We start from the raw sequence: 21,891 nt of genomic DNA on the forward strand, positions 1-21,891 counted from the left end.
TGCGTTCACTGTAGGCAAGACCCAAGTTGTTTTGAGTCATTGCCCAATCTTGAGGAAAAGCTTCACGGGTGCGAACTTGCAAGGCTTGCTTATAGGCATCAATAGCTTGTTCGAGGTTGTCTGCCTTATCTCCTTCGATGCGTTGACTGTAGGCATTACCCAAGTTATTTTGAGTCATTGCCCATTCATAGGGAAAAGCTTCACGGGTATAGACTTTTAAGGCTTCGGTACAGGCATCAATCGCTTGTTTGAGATTATCTGCCTTATCTTCTTTTATGCGTTCACTGTAGGCAAGACCCAAGTTGTTTTGAGTCATTGCCCAATCTTGAGGAAAAGCTTCACGGGTGCGAACTTGCAAGGCTTGCTTATAGGCATCAATAGCTTGTTCGAGGTTGTCTGCCTTGTCTCCTTTGATGCGTTCTCTGTAGGCATTACCCAAGTTGTTTTGAGTCATTGCCCAATCTTCGGGAAAAGCTTCACGGGTAGAGACTTGCAAGGCTTGGGTATAGGCATCTATGGCGAGTTCAAGGTTGTCTGCCTTGTCTCCTTGGATGCGTTCACTGTAGACAATACCCAAGTTGTTTTGAGTCATTGCCCATTCATAAGGAAAAGCTTCACGGGTGTACAGGCCAAGAATACTTTTATACCCAATAATTGCAATTTCTAAGTTATGTGATCGATTGCCCAAAGGAAACTCTGCTATTAAATGGCTAAATGTAAATAATATAACCGCAGGAACTTTATCAGCTTCTTGCAGTGGGAGATTAAATAAAGTTTTACTAGCCCAGTCTTTTAGAATATATCCTAGATTTTCATCCAGTTTATCTAGATTTTGTTGTAGCAAGGGATAAACAATATTCGGATCGCCATTACTATCTAACACAGCGTGTAATACCTGCATCAAAAAGTTGTAATAAACTTCGATTTGTTCTTCGTTCATTTGCTGTTCTCCAAAACTAATCTTTTAACATTTTTTCAACTGACCCAAACACTCAGCTATTTCTGGTGTAGCATAAAATTAGAGCGGTAAAAATAATTATGGTTAATGTCACGGTTAATTTCAACTCAATTATTCAGTTTACAGACGAACAGTTTTATCAACTCTGCCGGGATAACCCCGATGTCAAGTTTGAACGCAACGCCAAAGGAGAAATTATCATTCTGTCTGCAACGGTCGGAATTACCGGAAACCTAAACTCAGAAATTGCTGCCGATTTTGCCATTTGGAACCGTCAAACTAAACTCGGAGTTTGTTTTGATTCTTCCACCTGTTTTAAGTTATCCAATAGTGCCCAGCGATCGCCCGATGTCGCTTGGATAAAACAAGAACGTTGGGATGCACTTACCCCCGAACAAAAAGAAAAATTTCCACCCATTGCGCCCGACTTTGTATTAGAGTTGATGTCTCCGAGTGATCGCTTAGAAGATTTGCGAGAAAAAATGCAAGAATACATTGAGAATGGTGTGCGGCTTGGATGGTTAATTAACCGTCAAGATCGCCAAGTCGAAATTTATCGCCCCGAAAAAGCCGTCGAAGTCTTAAACGCCCCAGAAGCGTTATCTGGTGAAGACATTTTGCCGGGATTTGTATTAAACCTCAAAGCAATTTTATCCTCAAGTTCGTAGTTGCGCTTTAGCGCCAGTCAAGGGCTGAAGCCCAACTACAAACTTTTTTATACCACCTCAAACGATTGATAAAATAATCGCCAGTTCTTATTTTTTTCCAACTGTTCCCACAATTTGACTAAATGTTTAGGCTCAAATTGCAGGTTTTCCGATAGCTTTAACCATTCTAACTCCAAAGGCTGTTCGATTACAATGCCTAAAAATTCTTCTGTTCCAGTAGTAATAAACTCAATAGATCCTTCAGTAGGCATTGACCAGGGAGTTTCTTCAATTTTATTATTAGGTGCAAATACTTCCGTTGGACAAATCAAATGAAAACCTTTTAAATTCTGATTAAACAGTAATAAATGATAGTTACAGTAATCAGGATCAACCTTGATTTCCAAATCTAATGATTGATTGATCGGGATAGTCTTGGGTTCTTTTTTAGCGGTTTTTATAATGAATTCCCGTTCGCTGGATACCAAGCTATCATCAACAAAACGAATCCAATCTTGATTTTTTTCGTCCGCTTCTTTTCTCAACGCTTCCCAAAGATAGCGGGGAAATTGCTTATCCCACAGCCAGCTATAAACCCGCTTCCAAACATCATTCTCTCCTCGTTTAGCATTCAGAATACTCTCAATATCTAATTCATCGGCTTTCATCTGTTGTTCGTATTTCTTAACAATGGCTGGAATTACCTTTTCTTTTTGAAACCTCTGAATATTACTCGGAGAATAGCCCAACTTTTGATTCATTAAACTAACAATATCGTTGTTATTCTTGTTTTGGTTATCTAGCTTCTCATTCTCCGGGTCAAAGCGCAACTTAAAAAAGCATTTTTCCTCCGAATCTTTTCCGTTAACTGATTGTTGAAAGATAGAATCCGCAATTTCACGGATAAACTGCTGTTGGATTGATTCCTGTTCGCCCATGTTGTTCACCAAAACTCATTCAATTGTTTTTTATCATAACCCCAACTTTAGGAAATGTGAGCGAGTTTAACAAGTTTGTCATTTGCTGTCATTTGATTGTATTTAACGTTATTTCATGTAATCTGCGGTCATTTATATTGATTTTGCCCTGAAAAATTGTCACCTGAATTAATTTACAAACCGGAATTAATTCAATAGGATAGAACTCAGTTGTTTAAATACAAGAAAACATGACTTATCCAAAGCTTTATCAAAAAGCAAACCTTCCCAAACCCAGAAAACAGCCCTACGCTTGGGTAACTTGGTTAGCCCAACTGTTGGCGGGAGAAAAGAACTGTACCTATGCTATTCAACAACAAATTCATCATCAGTTTGAACGAAATTCGAGCGATTATGACGCTTCCGAACACGATGAAAAAGTGATCAAACGGGCGGCAAAATTGCAAGCCGAAGGGTTTACCGTTTATGTAGAAAATGCCAACTCGTTCAAAGTTCAGGGTAAAAGTTTTAATATTTGTGTAGCGGGTAGACCCGATATTATTGCCGTTAAAAATGATTGGGTTGTCGTCGAAGATATTAAAACGGGAAAACAGAAATTATCTCACGAAATGCAGGTAAAATTGTATATGTTGCTTTTGCCTTTAGCACCAGAAACTCAAGAAACCTGTCAGAATAAAGTTCCTCACGGACGGATTATTTATAATAATGAAATTGTCGAGATTCCCGCTTGGAAAATTGACCGCAACTTCAAGCGACGTTTGCGGGATTTGATTGGGATTCTTTGTACTTCAAAAACATTCAAACCCTGTCCGAGTTTAGAAGAATGCCGTTATTGTCGGATTTCAGATCAACACTGTTCCCAACGAATTAATTAATTATTAAGAACGGTTTGACAGTACCATGCTACTGATAACTGATAACTGCCTCTTGCCTCTTGCCTTTTGCCTTTTGCCTTTTGCCTCTTGCCTAATAACTGGTCACTGTTCACTGGTCACTGTTCACTGAAATGTTACCCTACATGAGAGTACATTTGGGGGACAAAGAATAAAATCCATGAATACTGCATTTCTCGGTTTAGGAGTCATGGGGGGTTATATGGCGGCGAACCTCGCCAAGAGTGGCTATGCTGTTAACGCTTGGAACCGCACTCCTAACCGCCCTGGAATTGAAATCGCTGCCTCTGGCGGTGCTAATATTGTCTCAACCATTAACGAGGCGATCGCATCCGCAGAAGTAATATTTATCTGCGTGGGGGATGTTCCCGATGTCGAAGAAGTTGTTTTAGGAAAAAATGGTATAGTGCGATCGGCCAAACCCGGCGCTATTATTGTAGACTTTAGTACAATCGGCCCGGAAGCAGTACGCCGGATTACCTCTCAAGTTCAATCTCGCCAACTTTCATTTCTAGATGCGCCTGTTTCTGGAGGAGATATTGGGGCGAAAAATGGAACTTTAACGATGATGGTGGGTGGCGATCGCAACGCTTTTGAAACCTGCAAACCCATTTTAGAAACGATGGGGAAACAAATTTTTTATTGTGGCCCCAGTGGGAGCGGTCAAGCGGTTAAACTGTGTAATCAAGTGTTATGTTCTCTACACATGGTTGGTTTATGTGAAGCAATGTTGTTAGCCAAACGACAAGGCATAGATCCCAATTTAATGATTGAAGTGTGTAGCACGGGTGCGGCGGGTTCTTGGGCGTTAGCAAATTTAGGCGAAAAAGTCGCTAATTCTGATTTTTCACCAGGGTTTATGATTAAACATATTCTCAAAGATTTGCGACTGGTTCACGATGTTTTACCTTCAGACAATCCTTTACCGGGTGTAGAACTCGCCGATAAACTGTTTAAAATTGTTAGTCATCTCGATGAGGAAGGCGCTTCTCAAGGGACTCAAGCGATGATTCGCGCTTATTTGCAGTCAGTGGTTGAAAATGCAGAATAATCTATTTTCCGTCTAAAATTCAGGGGTAGGCGAAGCCAAGTTGATTCTCAGCTTTGCCCCCAAACCTTCTATCAAGGCTGAATCTTATTGAATTGAAGTCATGGTTAACGACAAACTAAAGCCCTAAATCTAGCTTCCACTGTTTCAATTTTCCGGTATTTTCCGGGGCGCAGTCAATGACTAAAAGTTGCCAACTGCCTTGAGATGAAAGATTAAGAAACTGCCTCAAATAGGGTGTTGTTTGCAGAGAATAGGTCATTTTCAACTCAGTTTGACGACCAAGCATCCGATTTTGTAATAACACTTTCTCGCCGTTTGGTGCAATTAACCACACCTCAAGATCACCTAAAAAACTATGTTGAATTTCTAGGGTGACTTGAATATCTTGCAGAGAAGCAGCTTCGGAAATGATGATCGAACTTTTAATTCCTTCCGGCTTGTCATCGGGAATATCAATAGTCTGATTATTCGCTTGTACCACACGCCGAGACGGTTTTTGGAAAGTGGCTCGTTGACTTTGAGCCATTTTAACAGCTTTGTAGGCATTCACTTTCCCATAGCCGAACCATTGAGAATAACCATTGCGATCGTAAGTTCCCATGCGAATTCCTAACTGCGGATCGGCATTAGGATCAACAATTTTATCAGTGCTTTGCTCTAAAATTCGCCGCACGTCTTGGGCGGTGAGATCGGGGTTCGCTGACAAGATTAAAGCCGCGACTCCGGCGACTACAGGAGTTGCACTAGAAGTTCCGCCGAAATAGGGTGTATAATCCGATTGGTCATAACCTGCGGCACCCATGCGATCGGTTGTAAACACACCCAATCCCTGTAAAGAACTACGAACAGCCGGAGGAGTGCCAATATATCCGGTTTCCGGTAGCCACATTCCTGGCGGAGCGTTATTACTGGGCGCACAGACGCAAATTCCAGTTCCCCAGTTGCTATAAGCTGATTTTTGATTAAGACTGTTACAGGCCGAAACCGCAATCACATCGGGATGAACTGCAAATCCCGCTAACCATTTTACTTGACCTGTAATGACGTTATTCGGCCAGCCTTGTTCATTGAGAATCCCGTTAATCGGACGGTTGGCGTTTCCGGCAGCGAAGAGAATCACACAGCCTTTGCCCTTGCGACCTTGTTTGGCGGCTTTTGTGATCGCGGCGCTTTGTCGCAGTGAGAGGGGGAAATAAACGGCGCTCGCTCCCCAACTACAGGAAATCACCGAAGCCCCTTTTTGGATCGCCCAGTTAAAAATTTGTTCGACGGATTCATCATCAAGATAACCCGTTGTGCGAATTGCCATTAACGCGCAACCGGGAGCAACACCGACAATTCCCTGACCATTTTCTTCGGCAAGGGCGACTCCCGCACAGGCGGTACCATGATTATCCGAAGCAGCTTCGGGTAAAGGTAGCAGATCACGACCTTTTAAGTCCAGGGGGGCGACAATTTTACCCAAGCCTTGAAAGTCGGGATGGTTTAAATCAACGGAGTCATCGGCAATCGCAATCACGACTGAACGCACGCCTCGAGTAATATCCCAGGCGGCTTCAACATTGACATGAGAGTTGATGCCCAGTTGAGAGGAACCGCCATTATTATGGAGATACCATTGTTTGGTGTAGAGGGGATCGCGAGGATGGTAATAGGATTGAGAGCGAACGATAATATTGGGTTCAGCGACTAAAACTTCCGGATTCCACTTGAGATGGTTTGAGATCTTGATTGGATTTTCACTCGCTTTCGACGTGACTCGATAAACAAAGGCATTGTCAACACCGTCTATGGGTTTGAGGTATTCTAAGCCCACCGCAGAGGCAATTTGGTTGCGCCGAGCCTCCTCTACAGACTCCTCAAATTGAATTGTGACTTGATCACTGAGGTAAAAAATCATGCCCGGATCGTTTTCTACTCGGTAGACATGACTAGCAAACAGGACTTGATCTGATCGCCGAAGCAGTTCTAGGGCTTCATCGAGTTGCTCAGGGGCGACTTCGATTTCCTCGAGTTGGGGAGGAGATTTCCGGGTATAAACCATCGGAATGGGCGATCGCGATACGTCTATTTTGTCGTTGTCTGTTGAGAGTCGCACGGTGAGGCGATTGGGTAGTTTCTCTACCTTGAGTTCTTCGCCTCCTCGCTGTAGAATCAAACCAATTTTGTCTTGTGAAACCCCAATTCCCCGGTGTTCTCGGGTGGTGATGCTTGATGAGTTCTCCTGTGATGCCATAATGAAGTATCCATTTTTTAAACCTAAATTCTCATTCACCACCTAAACTGATTAAATCTGGATGGTTAGCTGTTGGTTTTGGAAAAAATTCTGAGCCAGTAAAAACTATAAGCCGTGCGAGTTGAGCGTAGGCCCTCGAAAAAAATCTTAAAATGGGAAGCAAAAATGATAAAATCCTTTAAGTTTATACACTTTCCGTTGCGCGATCGCGCCTTGTCAGACATGGAATTTTCCGCAACTGTCTACCCTCTCCGCCTGATCGCCCGTTTACCCCTGGTCATCTGGGCGGTCGGAATGGTGCTGATTCCGATGAATGGATCTGCTCAAGAGTTAATGCCGGAAGGCTTGAACGACGGTTCATCGACAACAGATGAGTCATTGGAATTGAACCCTCCTAGTCCCAGCCAAGGGGTTCAGCCTGTCGATCCGAATCAAATGCGTCCTCTGGCTCTCGGAGAGAGTTTTCTCAGTATACAGGGCGGGAAGCGTTTGCTTGAAGAGGCGAGTCAAGCCGTGACTCGGGAAAATTATACCGAAGCTGCATCTAAGCTGCAAGAAGCTCGCCAGGTTTTTAATCAGTTGTCTAACTTCTACCAACAGTTGGCAACGAGCTTTTCAGGAATTGATAACCGTGTTGCTGACTTGCATCGCAATAATGCCCGACAAACGGCTCAAATGCGAGATGATGCGACTTATCAACTGGCTCTGGTTCATCGCGCTCAAAATCAGCCCGAACTGGCAGTTCCTCTGTTGATTCAGATTATTCGTTCCCAAGCGCCAACTCGAGATTTGGGCAAGAAAGCTTATCAGCAGTTATTTGAGTTGGGATTTGTGGATTCTCCCATCCCCGATGGTCAATCAAGTGAACAATCGACGTCTTCTGCTCAGTAATTTCGGTAAAATAAAGAATACGGTCGTCTATTGAGAAATTTCATGATCGCTTTAGAGCAGGTCGAGGCAATGATTAAGTCCAAATTGCCCAATTCTACGGTTCAGGTTCAAGATTTGGGAGGTGGCGATCACCTTCAGGCTATTGTGATCTCTTCTGAGTTTGAAGGAAAAACGCTCGTTAAGCAGCATCAAATGGTTTACAGTGCTGTAAAAGAAGCGATGGATACAGAAGTTATCCATGCTTTAGCGTTAAAAACTTATACTCCTTTGGAGTGGGAGAAAGCCAATCAAGTTGCTTAATATTGAGCAGAATTGATTTTAGGGGTTAGGCATTGAGGAGAAAGAATTCCTAACCTCTATTGTTTGATCTTCTTTCTCGAAAACCATTGATCTTAAGCTACTTCAGGAAAAACCATGACACCAGAACTGCAAGCTAGAATTGATAACTTGGTCAATAGCCACAAAATTTTTGTGTTTATGAAAGGCACAAAGCTGATGCCCATGTGTGGCTTCTCTAACAATGTGGTGCAGATGTTAAACAGCTTAGGTGTTCCTTTTGAAACCCTTGATGTGTTAGAAGATCCTGAAATTCGTCAAGGGATTAAAGACTACTCAAGTTGGCCGACCATTCCCCAAGTTTATATCAATGGAGAATTTGTCGGCGGATCAGATGTGATGATCGAACTCTACCAAAAGGGCGAGTTACAGGAGATGGTTCAGGTCGCTTTGGCTTCCTAAACCCCACTGCTGTAAAATCTTAGTTACACTGGCTCTCTTTGCCGACTCCCACCCTTCAAGAGTCGGCACTGACGAGTCTAAGGGTCTATTAAAACTCACATCTTGCACCATTCTCAACAACACCTGAGAAACCGGGTTTCTCAAGAAAAAATATAGGCAAGCTCAGGGCAGTAGCAAGAAACCCTGTTTCTGACACGGGTGCAGGATATCAGTTCAAATAGTCTCAGACTCAACTAACCTGGCTAATAGTAGTCCACTTCCGGTTGGGGCATCGGCATCGCCATCTCGAAGTTAGAGGGGTCATTGAGATACCGAAACGTTTCTTCTTCTAGCCGATGAACCAAGTAGGGTTCTAAGGCGTTGGAATGTCTGAGAGCTGCTAAATAACCATCAATATACATTCTCAAATCATCATAGCGATAACCACGGTTCCACATTTCGACGAGGGCGTCGGTGAGGTTTTGATAGTGGCGAATAGTCAGAGCGTCTTGCAGCATAGTTACCAATTGAATTTAGAGTTTGGGCAGAGAGTCGATCATCGGAATGGACAACGAATCAGGAGATTTTCCTCGTATTGGGCCAATTTCCAGCATCCAAGCCATTTAGATTTTAGATTTTAGCTCAATCTTCCCAGTATCGGGGGGAATTACCCATAGATGTGCAGCTCTTCAATGGATTTATGTCCTCGACACCGAACCATCAACCTTGAGCCTCGATATTGATAGAATAGTTGTGCAGTAGGCTTTTGAGTTCAACTCAACTTCTCACAGAGAAAGCCATAAGAATTGGCAGTCCCTAATTACGGGTTTCACGAGATTCACAACTAGACTATTGGGACTAATAACGACCGACTCCGGTTGATTGAGTCTTCCTATTTTGATCATAACCTGCCTGTCAAGAGTCTCGTAACCCGATCAACGGGTTGATATTTTCTCGGCAATAAATGTCAGAATTAGCCAAACTTGAATGAGGGTAGCATGGGTTACAAAATCAATCGGATTGGCTCTGTTAACCTGTAATCCAATATCAATAAGGATAACTGGCACCTGTGGGATCAGCTTGCATTTCTATTATTGAAGGAAATCCTCATTTGCGATCGCTTTTGGGCTGGCATTTACAGCAAGTTGGCTACTCTGTCTGGCAGTCAGCCGATTTCCATCAAGCGAGAGAGGTATTCTATACCCATCAACCCAATTTAGTCATTCTAGATGCTGAATTGCCTGGGGGAAACGGTTTGGAATTTTGTCGCTGGCTACGACAGCAACAGTCGTTGATTTTAATGCTGTCTTCTCGTCAAACCGAAGCTGATATTGTACGCGGCTTAAAAGCTGGGGCTGATGACTATCTGACTAAACCGTTTGGAATGCAAGAGTTTTTAGCTCGAACTGAGGCTCTGATGCGACGTAACCGCACGCTTGCTCCTCCTGCCAGTCTAGATTACGGCATTCTCAAAATTGATTTAGTCCAGCGACGGGTACGACTACGCGGACAACTGATTGAATTAACCCCTCAAGAATATAGTTTACTTTATGTTTTAGCTCAAGCGGATGGAGAACCTCTGAGCCGTTCGGAACTGCTCCGTCGCGCTTGGCCAGATTCCATTGATAATCCTCGCACCATTGATACTCACGTTCTCTCCTTACGAAAAAAAGTTGAAGTCGATCCTCGCCAACCCATCCTCATCCAAACCGTGCGGAATGTTGGATATCGGCTAAATTTAGAGATGCTCAAGCCTGATTCTTGGACTCCCCGGCTGAATGAGCAACATCCCCCTCTATCTGTCAGAGTGAGCAGTTAAGCTTCTGATTCCCATTCTTGAATATCCTGTTGTTGAGCGGTGATGAATTGCTGTTTTAAGGCTTGCCAGTTTACCTGTTGAGTCAAATTATCCTGAACTAATTTTCCTTGGGATAAATGCCACAATCGATTTCCCCAATCTTGGATGAGATCGAGGTAATGAGTCGCTAAAATCACTGTTATTGAATCATCAACGACTGTCTGTAAACTGTTGAGGATCTGGGTTTGGCTCACAAAATCTAACGCGGTGATTGGTTCATCCAGGAGTAAAATTTGCGGTTGAATCATTAACGCCCGAGCGATCGCAATTTTTTGAAGTTGTCCCCTCGACAGTTGTACTTCTGTGCGGTTTAACCAATCCGTTGGAATCTCTAACCGTTCCGTCCATTCTGTTAACCGTTGAGTGATTTCAGTCTCCGATAAACCCCGCAACTTTAGAGGATAAATTAACGCCTCTTTAACGGTCATTCCTAATAACTTTGCCTCTGATAAAACTAAAGTAATTTGTTGTCGAAGCTGAACAATTGGAATTTTATGATAACTTTCCCCTTGAAAAAAAATCTCCCCGTTTGAGGGACTATTTAACCGATTGAGTAACCGCAAAAGTGACGTTTTTCCCGCACCCGAAATTCCGACTAAAGCAATGCGATCGCCTGTTTTGACTTCAACTGAAATCTCCTGCAAGATCGGCTGAAAACCGATTTTTGGTTGCAAAGAGACATTTTCTAAGCGCAGTTGCGGAGGGGGAGAAGGATGAGAATTCAAATCGGTGATTGAGAGTGAGGTAATATTCCCATTCTAAATGATCTCAAACGGGGAGGATTTTGTCGAGCCTAATCCGAAGATTGTTGAGCGTGGAACGGACAACCGCTTGTTAGTTTTTGCAGAAAGGCACTATTATCAAAAAAATGCTCTAAAGAGATGATTTTCAAATCTTCTGTCACCCGAGCAATACTCATCCCGACAATTTCTAGGGTTTCTCCGGTGGGTGCATGGTCTTTGAACGGGCCGTTAAAGGTTCCCCAATGGCGCCACTTAAACGTCACGTTCGGAGGCCCTGATAAGACTTCTGTGACTTCCCATAAAAAGCCTTTGGGAAAGGCTTTGTGAAACACTTGAAAGGAAGATTCAAAGTTTTCTGCGGCTGAACTATAATGTTCAGTTTCTCCCATAAATAAATTATAGGTTCCGGCTTGGGCGACATCTTCTGCGGTATATTCTGGCCCGCCATTCGCTCTCATTCTAAACTGATCTTGAACAATAGACAACCATTGTTGCGGGTTAACTTTATTCGTCGCTTCTAACTCAAAAGTACGGACTAAATTTTCTGCAATGGCTTCTAAAGATCCCTGGGGATGATTGTATTGACTTTCTTTGAAAAGAGATTGATTTGTATAGGAATAGTCTGGACGTGTTCCGCCTCGCCATTCAACTCCGGTATCGTTAGCAATGACAGTTTCTCGATCATGAACCCAAAGCGGAAGATCGGGAGATTGGTTAGAACTCATAGAATAATTTTAGTCTGATTTTTGCAAAATGTCTTTTTTATTTTGAGCAATTTCTGGTTCTATTTTTCGTTAAAATCATCACAATTTTAGATTAAAATAATCTTTGGATGACCTAGAAATCCCTACTCAGTTTGATAAACTGTCTCAATACAGGCGACAAACTGTAAAAACGTCCTTGTGGTTCTATGAGACAACGCCGCGATAAAGATTGCAATGCGTTCAATAAATCAGAGGATGAAATTATTTTATGTTCTAATAATATTGCCAAATTAACGGGTTCACTTTCTTTAGCGACTAACGAGAGAACTTGTTTTTCAATTGCTGATAAACGGTTAAACTGTTGTTGTAAAACATCCTTTAAATCTTCAGGTAACAATAAACTTTCATCGGCTAACAACTCAGTGACACAGCCTCCCAACTCTTGAACAAAAGTTCCAACGATTTTTAACCATAACGGGTTTCCTTGATAATAATCAATTATTGTTTCCCAACTTTCGATTTCTGCTAAACCGCAATCTCTGATAATTTCCCGTGCAGCTAACGGATCTAAACCCCTCAGTCGTAGTGTCTGAACAGGAGAACTTTTGTTTTTAATATCCGTGACTTCTCTCGGTTGTTCCCACCCGATTAACAGAAAGCAACTTGGGTGAGATAATGTTTCTATCTGTTTAAATAAATGGCGATAATCTTCATATCCGGGTTGATATTTTCCGGCTAATTCACCGCTCACAAAAAGATTGTGAATATCATCTAATATAATTAAACAGCGATATTGTTGTAAAAACTTAATCAGGGTTAACGGTTTTTGATGAATTGTAGAGGATTTTTGCGGTTCTGACTCCGAGAAAAATTCAATCAGTTTTGCTTGTAATTCTGTTAAAGTCTGAGACGGTTCTAAGCTACACCAAAATACATATTGAAACTCATGTTTAATCTGTTGAACGAGTTGTACTGCTAAGGCTGTTTTACCAATTCCACGAATACCTGTAATTGCAATCAGGCGACAATGTTGTTGTAAAATCCAGGTGGTGAGGGTGTCAAGTTCGGGAGTGCGATCGTAAAAATTCCCCAACTCCGGCATTTCGCTTAAATCTTGATAGAAGGTTTGAGTGAGGTTTGAATTCAACTTTTCTTGATTTGGTAAAGGTGTATTGGGTATATCTGGGGGGTGTCTACCTTCTCCACAAAGGTTAAAACTACTACTTACATTTTGTGCAAAGTTGAAAACATTGGATAAATTAAACCTTTCTATTGCAGATCGAAAATTGGATTTATTAACTTCTTCTTCTAACTCATCTGAAAGTATATGCCACAGCTTTGATCCGACATCTCTCACACGACTTTCCGAACAATCAAACTCCTTTGCAATTTGTTTGTACGTATCACGTTGTAGAGTTCCTTGCAGTATCGCTTGCTGTAAATCATCAAGATGTTGTCCCGTTTTAGCAAAGACTATTTCATCAGCGACTTTTAACACTTCTTTCAGGTTCATAGAAGTCTGTAGATTCCAGTTTTTGGTATTATAGCTCACTGTTGCCGACTTTTTAGTACATTTTTAGACGTTTTTGTACAAAATTAGATTAAAGAGTGTAAAGATTAAGAAAATAGGGTGGCAAAATTGTACGTTTTAGGGGTGGGCAAAGTTTTAGTTTTTAAGAGATGATAGAAACGTATTCAAAATTTTTGAATATTGAGCAACTGACCAAAATTTTTGCAAAAAATGAGTTAGATGTAAAGAATGATCGAAAATTTAAAAAGTAATGGAAATATTACCATTTTTCAACAAAAAACAGTTATTACTGTTACAAAAAGAACAGTTAGATTTGGAAAAGATGTTTATCAAACTCATAATATTACCGGGTTTAGTGAAGGAGAAATTGAAATTGGAAGTATTCCTTGGATAGTTGTAATACTTTTGTTCATTGGTGGTTTAGTAGTTTTATCTTTCAATGAGACAGTTGGTTGGTTAGTAACTTTAGCGGGAATTGCTGGAGGAGTTTGGAACTTCATTAAACCCAAGCACTATGGCTTATTAATCACTCTCAATTCTGGTGATAAAAAGCTATTTGTTACACCCGACACACAAGCACTGAAGCAGGTAATAATGGAAATTTATGAATTTATTGAACAAGAGCAAGAGAACGATGCAGCTTATCAGATAACTATTACCAATAGTAAGGTTTCAGGGAACTTTATTCAAGGAAATGTTGGAGGCGATGCTTTATATAGATAAATCTCAATAACCGAGTAGTTTTCGTACTGAATTTTTAAAAAGTAATTGAGGAGGAAAATTAGACATGAATGGTAAATCTATGAACATCAATAACAGTGATTGCAAAGGAAACTTTATTCAAGGAGATGTTGGACGTGACGCAGTATATGATGGGAGTAAAGAAGAGAAAACCCTTGCAGAAGCAGCGAAAGAAATTCAACAGCTTTTAGATCAACTCTCTCAAAGCTACCCAACAAAAACCACTCCTGAAAAAATAGTTGTTGCTCAGAAAGCAATGGAAGAAATAGATAAAAAATCTGATACAAAAGACAAAATTATAAAAGCATTAAAAGCAGGCGGAATAGCCAGCATCACAGAACTTACGAATCATCCCGTTGTGAGAATATTAACCCCAATGCTAGAAAGTCTGCTAGAAGATCATAAATGACAAGGTGATCAATTGAGCAGCATTAAGAATTCCTGTCCTTTTTGACTATTTCAATACTTTGATTGACGAGAGGCGATCGCATAACTTAAAAAGAGCGATCGCCTAAAATGCGGGGGCTTTACGCTTCGCCACCGTAACAGTAGGGGCGGGTTCCGAATTTATCTATGTTTTCCCACAGACAACCTCTGTAAACCCGCCCGTCTTGAAGTTTTTAGTTGAAATTTAGTCCTCTTAAGAGGACTTCAGACTTTTAGACGGGGATTAAAATCCCCGATCAAAATTGGGGGGCGGGTTTAGCTGGGTTGAGTGTGGGAAAATCGAGATTTCGACAGAACCTGCCCCTACAAAAACTTCACGACTTCGGGGCGGGTTTAGCTGGGTTGAGTGTGGGAAAATCGAGATTTGGACAGAACCCGCCCCTACAACAACTTTTTTCCTCAAGATTGATATTTAGAATTAGAAATAAATTTCAACTCGTTAAGGAATGCTAACCCCTGAAAATGCGGTTGAAATCGTCCAAATATCAACTAAAACGAGGAGTAATGTAAACCCAAATAGGATAAAATACATCCAGGGTTGGGCTAAAGGGCGAACATCAGTTGTATCAATCCCTGTTTTTTGCTGTACAATTCTCACCAGTTGAGCAAAGCCAGCAATTCGCATGGGGAGTAAATACCCTTGTCCTGACTGACTGAGGAAATAATAGACTAATCCTCCCTGTCCGGTTGTCCGAGGTTTAAGTGCTTTGACTTCGTTCCAATTTAAACACCAACCTCTGCGAAAAATAGGTTTTACCCAACGAGGATAAGTGACTTGAATGCTTTGATCGTCAACCACGACTCGTTCAGTTAAAGCCGCATAAAGAGCGATCGCACCTAAACTAATTCCAATCCATAAAATTGTAGGAGAGACAGGTGCATTTACGGCCTGGGATAAGAAGGGTAAAGGCAGCATTAACGCAGCATACAGTCCTAAAAGCGTGATCCGAATAATCGGAGAAATGCTAAAAACAGCGTTCAGAGATGGGGATAAATTCCCGACATTCGATGATACAACAACGTTAGATTTCATGTTCTGCTCGGTTCAATCCTTCGTTTTACACGATAATTGATTTTCTCCGACTGCACCCCTACTCCTATCGCTGTTTCCCAAATTGATGACACCGATCATGCTTCTCTTGAAAAACAGAAGTCATTCAAATTGAAGTGCGATCGGTGTCAAAGATGGTTTCAAGATTGTTGTTTTAAAACTGGAATTCTTCAGCTAGATAGGAGATTCTTAAAAAGATTTTTGTCCTTTCTCTAGTCAACGACACTTAATGCAGGTGTCGTTAAAGATTCAGGAACCGCTTGGCGTCGCGTCTGGGACATGATTCGCTGATGATAAGCTTGTGCGACTTTAGAAGGATGGGTCTCCTCAATAATACTACTGGGCGCCTCTTGGTCAATCTGAAGACGATCACAAGGAATCCGATCTGAGAGAATAGCACTAGCCATGCTACCCGTGTGAATTTCTAACAAAGCTTCTGGGAGAGCCTCTAGCAGCAAACGCTGTCCCGGAAACACAACTCGCTCAAAGTACCAGTTGGCAATGTTGGTAATCCGGGCTATCTGGATTTGGCTGGTGGCGTTGACGTAGCAGCACAAAATCCGCTTAGAGAAATTGGATGGTAGGGGATCGAGAATTTGAGCCATAACTGCTAAGGAGCTTTGCGATACAAGTTTTGGATATATCCACAACCTAACATTACCTGATCCCCACTAATTGTAAACGCGACTACCAATCCGTTTTGAGAGTCCTTCGTTGATCGCTGATTTCAGTGAAAATTCAAGGGTTCTGCCCTCGCTTGGGGGAAATTACCCAATAAATTCCCTCATCCTTTAAAATCAAGACAGATACGAGCAAATCCCCTTTTTACATCCCCGTAGCTCGTCTTCAGAAATTTTAAAGATTTTCAGAAAAATCCCGCCAAAAATTAAAAAACTCCAGTATATTGTTAAGTTATATATATAAACCGCCATTCAAGCTTGTCGTTAGAGTGTTGTTAGAGTAGAGTCCCCCTTTTAAAAATCATGGACAATAAAATCCTTTATGTTCGCCTTCCTTGCAACCCCATTTTCCCCATCGGGGTCGTTTATCTGTCTGACCACGTTCACAAGTTGTTTCCCGACGTACAACAACGAATCTTTGATCTCGGTGCCATTCCTCCGTTGGACTACAGTTCAGCTTTAGATGCTTGCGTTGATGAATTTAAACCGACATTATTGGTCTATTCTTGGCGAGATATTCAAATTTACGCACCCGTTGGCGGACGCGGCGGAAATCCCCTCCAAAACGCCTTTGAATTCTATTACGCTAAAAAGCCCCTAATTAAGCTTCGAGGTGCCTTGGGCGGGCTAAGACTGGCTGCTTCTTACTACACTGAACTCTGGCGCAACCTCGGTTTAATTAAACGCGGACTCAAACGCGCCCAAAATTATAACCCCCAAGCCCGTTGTGTGGTTGGTGGTGGTGCGGTGAGTGTCTTTTATGAACAGTTGGGGCGCAGTCTTCCCAAGGGAACGGTTGTTTCAGTCGGGGAAGGTGAAGCGTTACTGGAAAAACTGTTACGGGGAGAAAGTTTACAGGATGAACGCTGTTATATTGTCGGAGAAACGACACCCCGCGATCGCTTAATTCACGAAAAACCTGCACCGTTAGAAAAAACGGCTTGTAATTACAACTATATTGAGAGTATTTGGCCGGAGTTTGAATATTATTTCCAAGACCAAGATTTTTATATCGGAGTTCAAACGAAACGGGGTTGTCCTCACAATTGCTGTTATTGTATTTACACCGTAATTGAAGGAAAACAAGTTAGAATTAATCCCGCCGATGAAGTGGTTGCCGAGATTAAACAACTTTATGATCGCGGAATTCGTAATTTTTGGTTTACGGATGCTCAATTTATCCCGGCGCGTCGGTTTATTAATGATGCGGTGGAATTGTTGCAAAAAATCATTGATGCAGGGATGAATGATATTCACTGGGCGGCTTATATTCGAGCGGATAATTTAAACCCTGAATTATGTGATTTGATGGTCAAAACGGGGATGAATTATTTTGAAATCGGCATTACAAGCGGTTCTCAAGAACTCGTTCGTAAAATGCGAATGGGGTATAATTTACGGGTTGTTTTGGAAAATTGCCGGGATTTAAAAGCCGCAGGGTTTAATGATTTAGTTTCGGTGAATTATTCGTTTAATGTAATTGATGAAACCTTTGACACCATTCGTCAAACGTTAGCTTATCATCGAGAACTTGAAAAGATTTTCGGGGCGGATAAAGTTGAACCTGCGATTTTCTTTATTGGGTTACAACCCCATACCCATTTAGAAGAATATGCCTTTGAAAAAAATATGCTCAAACCGGATTATAATCCGATGAGTTTGATGCCTTGGACAGCCCGAAAACTGTTGTGGAACCCCGAACCGTTGGGATCGTTTTTTGGAGAAGTTTGTCTAGAAGCTTGGCAACGAAACCCCTATTATTTTGGCCGAGAAGTGATGAATATTCTCGAAGAAAGGTTAGGTTTAGCGCCGTTAGAAGAAGCGTTAAGCGCGCCTATTGAACCGGAAAAAACGAACGAAAAACAGCTTGTTAGTGCGAGTTAAACCCTAGCAGTAGGGTGGGTAACAGTTTGAAATTCACATGAGAATTAATACATCTTTGATGTCACCCACCCGACAAACTAAAAGTGATTCAATAATAACCGGAGTGAATCATTCATCTCGGTAAGATGAGTAGAAGGAAAAGTAAAGTAATCATCAGTTACCTCAGCCTTGAGATGCTGGTGATTACCAATTTGCCAACGAATGCGGGTAAGGTGATTTCGCTGAACTGCAACCAGATCCCGATGCCAATGTACGGGAATTTCAAACACAACTTGATTCCCGGGTTTTTCCGCCATTAAAATATATTCCGTATAATCATAGTTAGCATTCGGATGAATTATTGAAAAGAGATTTCGACCAATTTCATCTCGATTTTCATTTAAGGTTTTAGAGAGTTCGTAGGAAAAATTAACCTCATTTGGTTTTTTGAGAGACTGGGCAGAAGAACCGCCCAGAGAAGTTTGATTTCCGGCAATAAAAGACCATTCAAACCCCAATACGGGATAAATAGGATGGGCAAAAACCGGGGAGGAAAAACAGAACATCACCGCAATAATTAAAGCAAATCCCCAAAGACAGGCAAATTTTGTGCGTAACATTGAAAAAATCCTTAGTAGAAAAAGTGTTAACCTGGCGTTGAATTTTATTGACTTCGTTAAAGCGGGAATTTATAAACTACAGTACCCGTTTCACTAACTTCAAAATTCGCTTCAAACTGTTTCGCTTGCTGCTCTAAATATGCCTTAGAATCTTCTCCAGAAATTCCCGCAGCGATCGCCAACTGCATGACCGTGATCGAACCCTGATTTTTCTCGACCAGTTTATAGAAAATTGATTGTAGATCTAAAGTTGATTGTAGATCCTTAGTCCCCGTTTGTTGCTCAGATTTTACTTGTTGATTTCCTTCACCCGAAAGAGACGGGTTTTTCATTAACCACTGTCCTAGTTTGGCAGATCCCGCAGTAATTCCCAAACAAATTAAACAGACAAAGAAGTTAGAAGCTAAGTCGGAATCACTATCAAACAATACCACAATTGCTGACAATAGGAAGAACGCCGCAGTTCCGTAAGCAAAAATGCCAAAAATACCTTTGATGAATCTCATATTCAACTCTGATGATTTCAAGTGTTCAATTCTGCCTAAGTTCAACTTACACTGAAATCAAGGAAAGGTCATCAGTGGAATTACGGAAAAATAGATGTTCTTTTGTTTAAACTTTGATTAAGTGATTAAGGATGGGGCGATCTGGAGGGTTTACCGTAGATGCGTCGGGGCGGGTGTATTTGTTGCTGCCGGGGTGGGGAGGATGAGAAATGGTGAATGGGGCTTGTGATGTTGTTGCGATCGCTATATGATTATCAAACAACTTGAAGTGTTCTAGGTTCAGGAATTTGTTCGCCTTCTGCTTGCCAAGCCTCCAGATACATTTCAATCACTTCTTCACCGTTATGAATAGCTTCTTCACGGGTTTTTCCGTGAGTACAAGGCATCACAACTAAGTCAGCAAACTCTGGAATTGTAACGAGGAAAAGCTGATCTTCATCAGACCATTGAATTATCATGCTATATCGATTCATCAATCTTCATTAGTAGGGGCGCAAGCCTTGCGCCCAAAACCCCTATTGTACTGTATCATCATAGATGAGAATATCCTGGGTTTCGGACTCTACATTAAACTCAATACGACTCTGTAAAACGATTTCTTGAATAACTGCTCCTCCTTTCCCCTGTTCTAAAACAGAATTAAAACGTTCTATTAATTCTGGGATATTTATTACTTCTTCTATACATTCTAAATATCTGCTGACAATCGCTTTAATATTATATCTTGCTCTAGCTTGTTCTTCAACTTTAACTAAAATTTCTTCTGATCTCTGCTCGGTTTTAACAACAAAAGTAATCGGATATCTCTGCACCTTATCAATATCCAAGAAATATTTTCCCGCATCAATTGTTTCTGTCACTTGAAAGAATCGACCGAGAGGTTTCATCACAAAATCTATACCCCCATCATTCGCATTAGTACGACCAGTCTTATACAAAATTAAATATTCAGTATTTAGTTCGTCAGGCGACCATCCCCAATATATTTTTTGATCTCCATAATACTCTTTGAGAATTGCATAACTTACAATTTCAAAAACTCTTGCATCTATATTGGGTCTTAATAAACCCCGAATAAATTCAATGGATCGTAAAGGCTCTTGTTCTTGAATGTCTATCATCTGTTGACAATAGATCATAAACTCACTAAACGCTTCTCTGCGTGCGGCTACATAAGCATCAATTATATCTTTAATAGCCTCAGCAATATTGATTTGAGTACCGTTAATAGAAATCTTTATAAGATTTTCGTTAATCCAATATCGATTGGTTTTGGCATCTCTGATTACAGGTAGATAAGATAAGGTTGGGAAATATTTTTTAAACTCCTCATTGAGTCGATGATTGAGTGCATGATTTTGTAGCTTGTTACCAAATAGAAGCTCTCTTTGTCTGCGAAAAAGCTGAATAAACTGAGCGCCTTCATACTCATCATATCCACCCTTAAGGTGAAACTCATTATTCAGATAGTCTTCAACTAAAACATAGATAGCGTAGTGGTTTGCGAATCCTGCTCGTGACTTAGAACCTCGATTAGCAGCTTTTGTCTTAATATTGAGATATTGCAATAACTCACTACAGTTTAAAACTTTATCTCCCTGATTCGGGAAATAAGAATTGAGAATTTCGAGAATCTTGTTTGTAAACTCATGCTGTAGTATCAGCTTCTAAAAGACTCTTTTGTATAAAGTTTATATCTGGGCTATTTTTATTCCTTTTAGTATTATTTTTAAATGGGGGTAATAACTTTTCTCCTTTGTATTCTTTCCAACCTAAAACCCGTCTCAGACCAATTTGAAAATATTCTTCTTGAGATTCTATGCTAATAGAAATCCGCCCCAAGCGTTTTGCGACAGCAGCAGATGTAAAAGTTCCGGCAAAGGGATCGAGTACCAAGCTATTTTGATTGCTACTTGCAAGAATAATCCTTTCTAGTAATACTTCGGGTTTTTGTGAAGGATGATTTTCATATTCTTCCATTCGATAGCGAACACGAGGGAAATACCAGACATTACCGGGTACTTTTTCTGTATTGTATTGACAGGGAACGGATTTTCTGTAATCAATTAATTTTCGTTGGGCGCCTGTTTTTGCTTCAATCTTAATATCATCTGAATTAAAGATATAATTATTTTTGTTTTTAACACAGTGAAGTATTGGTTCATACATCGATCCGAAGTATTTTTTGGCTTGAACTCCCGAACTATCATAATGCCAAACAATTCGACTCAGAATTACCGTTTTTTGCCTTAAGTAAAGGTCAAAGTAGGGCATTGCTTGAGTGCTTGTCATCACATATAACGTTCCGTTGGGCTTCAAGACTCGCAGACATTCATCGAGCATTTTATAAGCCCAATTTGCATAGTCTTCTTCTGATTCCCATTTGTCATAGAAATCAGAAAAACGCTTTCCAATATTGTAGGGAGGATCGATAAAAATAAGATCTACAGAATTAGAAGAAATCTCACTCGACAAAATATGAAGGGCATCGCCGTGAAATAGAGTATGCCTATCATCTTTATATCGTTCAAACATTACTCTTGATTTAATAAACTGTGCATCAACTCACAATATTGACTTTAGGTATTATACACTGTTAAACGGTTTATGACTAAATTGGATGAACGATATTTAGGCAGTCTTCCAGATCATCTCCCTGCCAAGTTGCGGCAAATTTTAGTAAATCTTATGAGAAACCAGATTAGCTATGCTTTAATTTTTGACGGTTGAGGAGGAGGGCTACTCTTTTTAGGGGTGGTTGAACCTGTTTCTTTTAACTGGTTTTTCCACCCAAGCTACCTGAGAAACCGGGTTTC

Annotated in this window: 24 protein-coding genes; 10 read left to right on the forward strand and 14 right to left on the reverse strand. The window is 41.0% G+C overall.

The window, feature by feature from the left end; all coding sequences use genetic code 11:
- Positions 1-940: tetratricopeptide repeat protein (locus VB836_RS10640; protein WP_323219330.1), on the reverse strand; the 940-nt coding region annotated here is incomplete at its 3' end.
- A gap of 98 nt (positions 941-1,038) precedes the next feature.
- Here VB836_RS10640 and VB836_RS10645 point away from each other — a divergent pair.
- A complete protein-coding gene (locus tag VB836_RS10645) occupies positions 1,039-1,626 on the forward strand; it encodes a Uma2 family endonuclease (RefSeq protein WP_323219331.1) in 588 nt (195 codons plus the stop codon).
- A 47-nt stretch (positions 1,627-1,673) separates the two neighbouring features.
- Here the strand turns inward: VB836_RS10645 and VB836_RS10650 are convergent, their stop codons facing one another.
- Positions 1,674-2,543, reverse strand: a complete 870-nt coding sequence (locus tag VB836_RS10650) for a hypothetical protein (RefSeq protein ID WP_323219332.1) — start codon at positions 2,541-2,543, stop codon at positions 1,674-1,676.
- 230 nt (positions 2,544-2,773) lie between these two features.
- On the opposite strand from VB836_RS10650, the gene VB836_RS10655 reads away from it, so the two are divergent.
- A complete protein-coding gene (locus VB836_RS10655) occupies positions 2,774-3,418 on the forward strand; it encodes a PD-(D/E)XK nuclease family protein (protein WP_323219333.1) in 645 nt (214 codons plus the stop codon).
- 178 nt (positions 3,419-3,596) lie between these two features.
- Positions 3,597-4,487 (forward strand): NAD(P)-dependent oxidoreductase, encoded by an 891-nt coding sequence (locus VB836_RS10660; protein WP_323219334.1) that lies wholly within the window; start codon positions 3,597-3,599, stop codon positions 4,485-4,487.
- A 115-nt stretch (positions 4,488-4,602) separates the two neighbouring features.
- On the opposite strand, the gene VB836_RS10665 is transcribed toward VB836_RS10660, so the two are convergent.
- The gene (locus VB836_RS10665) at positions 4,603-6,723 is read right to left on the reverse strand and encodes a S8 family serine peptidase (RefSeq protein WP_323219335.1); all 2,121 of its coding nucleotides are present in this window, start codon (positions 6,721-6,723) and stop codon (positions 4,603-4,605) included.
- 222 nt (positions 6,724-6,945) lie between these two features.
- On the opposite strand from VB836_RS10665, the gene VB836_RS10670 reads away from it, so the two are divergent.
- The 3 genes from VB836_RS10670 to grxD all read left to right on the forward strand — a co-directional run bounded on the left by VB836_RS10670 (position 6,946) and on the right by grxD (position 8,352).
- Positions 6,946-7,614 (forward strand): hypothetical protein, encoded by a 669-nt coding sequence (locus VB836_RS10670; protein ID WP_407659636.1) that lies wholly within the window; start codon positions 6,946-6,948, stop codon positions 7,612-7,614.
- A gap of 42 nt (positions 7,615-7,656) precedes the next feature.
- A complete protein-coding gene (locus VB836_RS10675; RefSeq protein WP_046278239.1) occupies positions 7,657-7,914 on the forward strand; it encodes a BolA family protein in 258 nt (85 codons plus the stop codon).
- Between the two features lie 114 nt (positions 7,915-8,028).
- Entirely contained in the window at positions 8,029-8,352 is a 324-nt protein-coding gene (gene grxD / locus VB836_RS10680) for a Grx4 family monothiol glutaredoxin (protein ID WP_046278240.1), read from the forward strand.
- Between the two features lie 242 nt (positions 8,353-8,594).
- Here grxD and VB836_RS10685 read toward each other — a convergent pair whose 3' ends face one another.
- Entirely contained in the window at positions 8,595-8,849 is a 255-nt protein-coding gene (locus VB836_RS10685; RefSeq protein ID WP_046278241.1) for a DUF6761 family protein, read from the reverse strand.
- Positions 8,850-9,400: 551 nt separating this feature from the next.
- Between VB836_RS10685 and VB836_RS10690 the strand changes: the two genes are divergently transcribed.
- Entirely contained in the window at positions 9,401-10,150 is a 750-nt protein-coding gene (locus VB836_RS10690; RefSeq protein WP_323219337.1) for a response regulator transcription factor, read from the forward strand.
- Here VB836_RS10690 and VB836_RS10695 read toward each other — a convergent pair.
- From VB836_RS10695 to VB836_RS10705, 3 genes are all read right to left on the reverse strand, one after another.
- A complete protein-coding gene (locus VB836_RS10695; RefSeq protein WP_323219338.1) occupies positions 10,147-10,914 on the reverse strand; it encodes an ABC transporter ATP-binding protein in 768 nt (255 codons plus the stop codon). The two genes, VB836_RS10690 and VB836_RS10695, sit on opposite strands and share 4 nt — an antisense overlap.
- A gap of 68 nt (positions 10,915-10,982) precedes the next feature.
- The gene (locus tag VB836_RS10700) at positions 10,983-11,657 is read right to left on the reverse strand and encodes an ester cyclase (RefSeq protein ID WP_323219339.1); all 675 of its coding nucleotides are present in this window, start codon (positions 11,655-11,657) and stop codon (positions 10,983-10,985) included.
- A gap of 112 nt (positions 11,658-11,769) precedes the next feature.
- Positions 11,770-13,149, reverse strand: a complete 1,380-nt coding sequence (locus VB836_RS10705) for an NB-ARC domain-containing protein (RefSeq protein ID WP_323219340.1) — start codon at positions 13,147-13,149, stop codon at positions 11,770-11,772.
- Between the two features lie 246 nt (positions 13,150-13,395).
- On the opposite strand from VB836_RS10705, the gene VB836_RS10710 reads away from it, so the two are divergent.
- Both VB836_RS10710 and VB836_RS10715 read left to right on the forward strand, forming a co-directional pair.
- The gene (locus VB836_RS10710; RefSeq protein ID WP_323219341.1) at positions 13,396-13,890 is read left to right on the forward strand and encodes a DUF6232 family protein; all 495 of its coding nucleotides are present in this window, start codon (positions 13,396-13,398) and stop codon (positions 13,888-13,890) included.
- Between the two features lie 64 nt (positions 13,891-13,954).
- A complete protein-coding gene (locus VB836_RS10715; protein WP_323219342.1) occupies positions 13,955-14,317 on the forward strand; it encodes a hypothetical protein in 363 nt (120 codons plus the stop codon).
- Between the two features lie 477 nt (positions 14,318-14,794).
- Here VB836_RS10715 and VB836_RS10720 read toward each other — a convergent pair whose 3' ends face one another.
- Entirely contained in the window at positions 14,795-15,388 is a 594-nt protein-coding gene (locus VB836_RS10720) for a hypothetical protein (protein WP_323219343.1), read from the reverse strand.
- Positions 15,389-15,618: 230 nt separating this feature from the next.
- On the reverse strand, positions 15,619-16,011 hold the full coding sequence (locus VB836_RS10725) for a DUF1830 domain-containing protein (protein ID WP_046279509.1): 393 nt from the start codon (positions 16,009-16,011) through the stop codon (positions 15,619-15,621).
- Positions 16,012-16,389: 378 nt separating this feature from the next.
- On the opposite strand from VB836_RS10725, the gene VB836_RS10730 reads away from it, so the two are divergent.
- Positions 16,390-17,970, forward strand: a complete 1,581-nt coding sequence (locus VB836_RS10730) for a photosystem II high light acclimation radical SAM protein (protein WP_323219344.1) — start codon at positions 16,390-16,392, stop codon at positions 17,968-17,970.
- Between the two features lie 77 nt (positions 17,971-18,047).
- Here the strand turns inward: VB836_RS10730 and VB836_RS10735 are convergent, their stop codons facing one another.
- From VB836_RS10735 to yhdJ, 5 genes are all read right to left on the reverse strand, one after another.
- Complete coding sequence (locus tag VB836_RS10735) at positions 18,048-18,569, reverse strand: UreE family protein (protein WP_323219345.1); 522 nt, start codon at positions 18,567-18,569, stop codon at positions 18,048-18,050.
- A gap of 56 nt (positions 18,570-18,625) precedes the next feature.
- Positions 18,626-19,075 (reverse strand): hypothetical protein, encoded by a 450-nt coding sequence (locus tag VB836_RS10740; protein ID WP_323219346.1) that lies wholly within the window; start codon positions 19,073-19,075, stop codon positions 18,626-18,628.
- Between the two features lie 254 nt (positions 19,076-19,329).
- A complete protein-coding gene (locus VB836_RS10745; RefSeq protein WP_323219347.1) occupies positions 19,330-19,548 on the reverse strand; it encodes a type II toxin-antitoxin system HicB family antitoxin in 219 nt (72 codons plus the stop codon).
- 42 nt (positions 19,549-19,590) lie between these two features.
- Positions 19,591-20,643, reverse strand: coding sequence for a restriction endonuclease (locus tag VB836_RS10750; protein ID WP_323219348.1), 1,053 nt, complete (start codon positions 20,641-20,643; stop codon positions 19,591-19,593).
- Positions 20,644-20,722: 79 nt separating this feature from the next.
- Positions 20,723-21,610 (reverse strand): adenine-specific DNA-methyltransferase, encoded by an 888-nt coding sequence (yhdJ, locus tag VB836_RS10755; protein ID WP_323219349.1) that lies wholly within the window; start codon positions 21,608-21,610, stop codon positions 20,723-20,725.
- Positions 21,611-21,891: the final 281 nt, after the last annotated feature.

It is taken from the genome of Limnoraphis robusta BA-68 BA1 (genome assembly GCF_034932365.1).
GTDB classification, from domain to species: Bacteria; Cyanobacteriota; Cyanobacteriia; order Cyanobacteriales; family Microcoleaceae; genus Capilliphycus; species Capilliphycus robustus.